This window comes from Reichenbachiella sp., assembly GCF_039941815.1.
Taxonomy (GTDB): domain Bacteria; phylum Bacteroidota; class Bacteroidia; order Cytophagales; family Cyclobacteriaceae; genus Reichenbachiella.
In genome coordinates, this window is sequence record NZ_JBDVDW010000080.1 from 1 (window position 1) to 2,328 (window position 2,328).

At 44.2% G+C, this 2,328-nt stretch carries 3 protein-coding genes; all 3 read right to left on the minus strand.

Annotation, left to right across the window (positions count from 1 at the left end; translation table 11 throughout):
• The coding region (locus ABJF11_RS20585) for a hypothetical protein (protein ID WP_348122182.1) at window positions 1–254 on the minus strand (254 nt) is incomplete at its 3' end.
• Between the two features lie 51 nt (window positions 255–305).
• The gene (locus tag ABJF11_RS20590) at window positions 306–1,736 is read right to left on the minus strand and encodes a hypothetical protein (protein ID WP_348122183.1); all 1,431 of its coding nucleotides are present in this window, start codon (window positions 1,734–1,736) and stop codon (window positions 306–308) included.
• A gap of 318 nt (window positions 1,737–2,054) precedes the next feature.
• Window positions 2,055–2,328 (minus strand): hypothetical protein (locus ABJF11_RS20595; protein WP_348122185.1); only part of this gene is annotated, 274 nt, incomplete at its 5' end.

Genomic DNA, 2,328 nt, shown 5'->3' on the forward strand with positions numbered 1-2,328 from the left:
AAACCAAGCTCCCTCCAAGAGTCTTCACCATCAGGGTCCGGACCGAATATGAACTGGGCTGAGTTACTACCACTCCTGGAAGTCACGTTCGACACTGACACATTGGAAGCGCTCCACCTGAAACTGTCTCCATTCTGCATCGAATTAGTTGAGAAATCTCCAGATTCAAAACCATCTTCTATAAGAGTGGACCCTTGAGCCGATGATGCACCTAAAGTAGACAATGCTATCGAGAAGGCTAGTATCTTTTTCATATTAGTCACCAAATTGGTAAACAGTATATTTATAAAAACCAATCCTTTAGATTACTCATTGGCATCCTTATCCAACATATAGCTAGGTTTTAACGATTGATTTGCCCAAGGGAAGAGGTAGTTCTCCCACTGGAACGTTCGAGGTCTATTCCTAAACTTGGCATTATGGGCAAAAAAATCCAGAAACCTCTGCCGAAATACGCTTCTCCAGAAATCTACCAGCCCCCTTAATGTATACAGCAAGCGGACGGTATACAGGTTATCGTGATGAAGACTTAGAAAGTTTTGGTATTCACCCACAAGATCATGACCTATCGGCATTAACAACAACTCGTCAACCGTTGTGGCACTCTTCTTCTGCCCGAATAACGCCCTAGGGATGCCCGCATCTTCAGCAATTCGGCGAGGCACAGGCCTGTCATAGTCACCGCCAAGGCTCCACGGCTTCATTTCATCGGCCTCACTAATTCTTTTGATATCTGCAATGTGCCGAATACCCCAGAATGGAACGGGACAGTGGATAACGCCTTTCACCAACCTATGCTCACAAAAACCGAGCCCAGTAGAATCCTTTCGCTTGAGATAGTCCTTTGGTGCAGCCCCGCCACTCCTCGACCAAACCATATCGCCATTAAATCCCGTGAACATCACAGACGGCCCCGGCGGGTAATCGAATACAGAAAAGTTCATGTCCTGAAGGCTTCCATTGGCAGCCCAATACCAAAGCTCATCACGGAAATTTTTTCGGCCGCTGGAATACTCTTCGCAGAACAAACCAATTTGTGCAGCGATCTTTGCTCCGGAATCTTCACGAGGAATAATGCTTCGGGCGGAGGTAATGGTTAACGCTTTCGCTGCACCTGCTCGCTTGGCAAGCAAGGAAGCCACAGGACTATCATAGCCCCTAGAAATGGTGCTCAAAACGCTTACAGGCCAACTCCTTGCAGGGTCTCTTGCGTTGGCCCCGATCATTTGGGCGCTTCCAAACAAAAACTCAGAATAGTCATCAAAGGTAAGGAAAGGGGCAATTCGCTTCTCTTTTTCGACGACGGTAACTGTTCCTTCACATAATTCGAGATTTTGGAAATAGTGAACTGTCAATTGTCCCCGGCTCACCGCAAACGTCTTTTGGTAGTCTCGCCCTTTAACGACAGTCTCAACCGCTTTGGCGTAACTGTTATCATCTCGAACCAAATCGACTTTTGCCGTGCTCAGCAAACAAGGCAGGGAGTTAGATATCGTGATATCACCATCGTAGCTATGGCACCAGAGACGATCAACTGTTGAGCATGAACTAACAAAGCGGGCGACATCTCCAACCATGCGTAGCCCACTCCCAAAAAAAAGTTCGGACGTATCGTAATCTCTGTCTTCAAAAGAACCAGGCCACACGCCTTCGACAAGAAAGTCCGAGCCGCTCTCTACTAACTCACCACACCAGACGGTCAAAAAGTCAGATCTGCCCGACTCGAACTTCGCCACCCAGGCTAATACGGGAAATGCACTCCGCGGAGCGCGCTCAACCTCTAGAATCATGTCGTAAGACTTCCCTTGACGAAGGCGGTGTATCCATATTTCAGGTTAGCTCAAAAAAATCAAAATTTGAATCTAAGCAACGTTAACTTTAAGAAATTAATCGCCCGGCATTAAGATATTTTGTAGATAGATCACAAAAAAATTAGTTAAACTTTCTACTAATACCGTACCTCAATATTTATATGAAAAAATAATAGAAAGCCGGGCACTTATAGCAAAATAAACTTAAACCGATCAATAATTAAATGATAGGTCGCTAAATATTTAATGCTCAGAAATAATATAGTTTAAAGTTATGGCTTTTGAAACCATATCAAAAAGAGGATACATATTTGATGCGCCATTATACATTGCTGCCTTATTGAGCACCGAATGATCCCATAGCTCACTAGATAGAAAATTAGATATATTCATAATCCAATCTTCATTTACAATGCTACGGAAACTATTCCAACCAAACCCGCGATCTCCATATCTAGACACCCTTCTGTAAACAAATTTTAGGGCATCATTCTTTTCCACAAGTTTCCTAATGCCA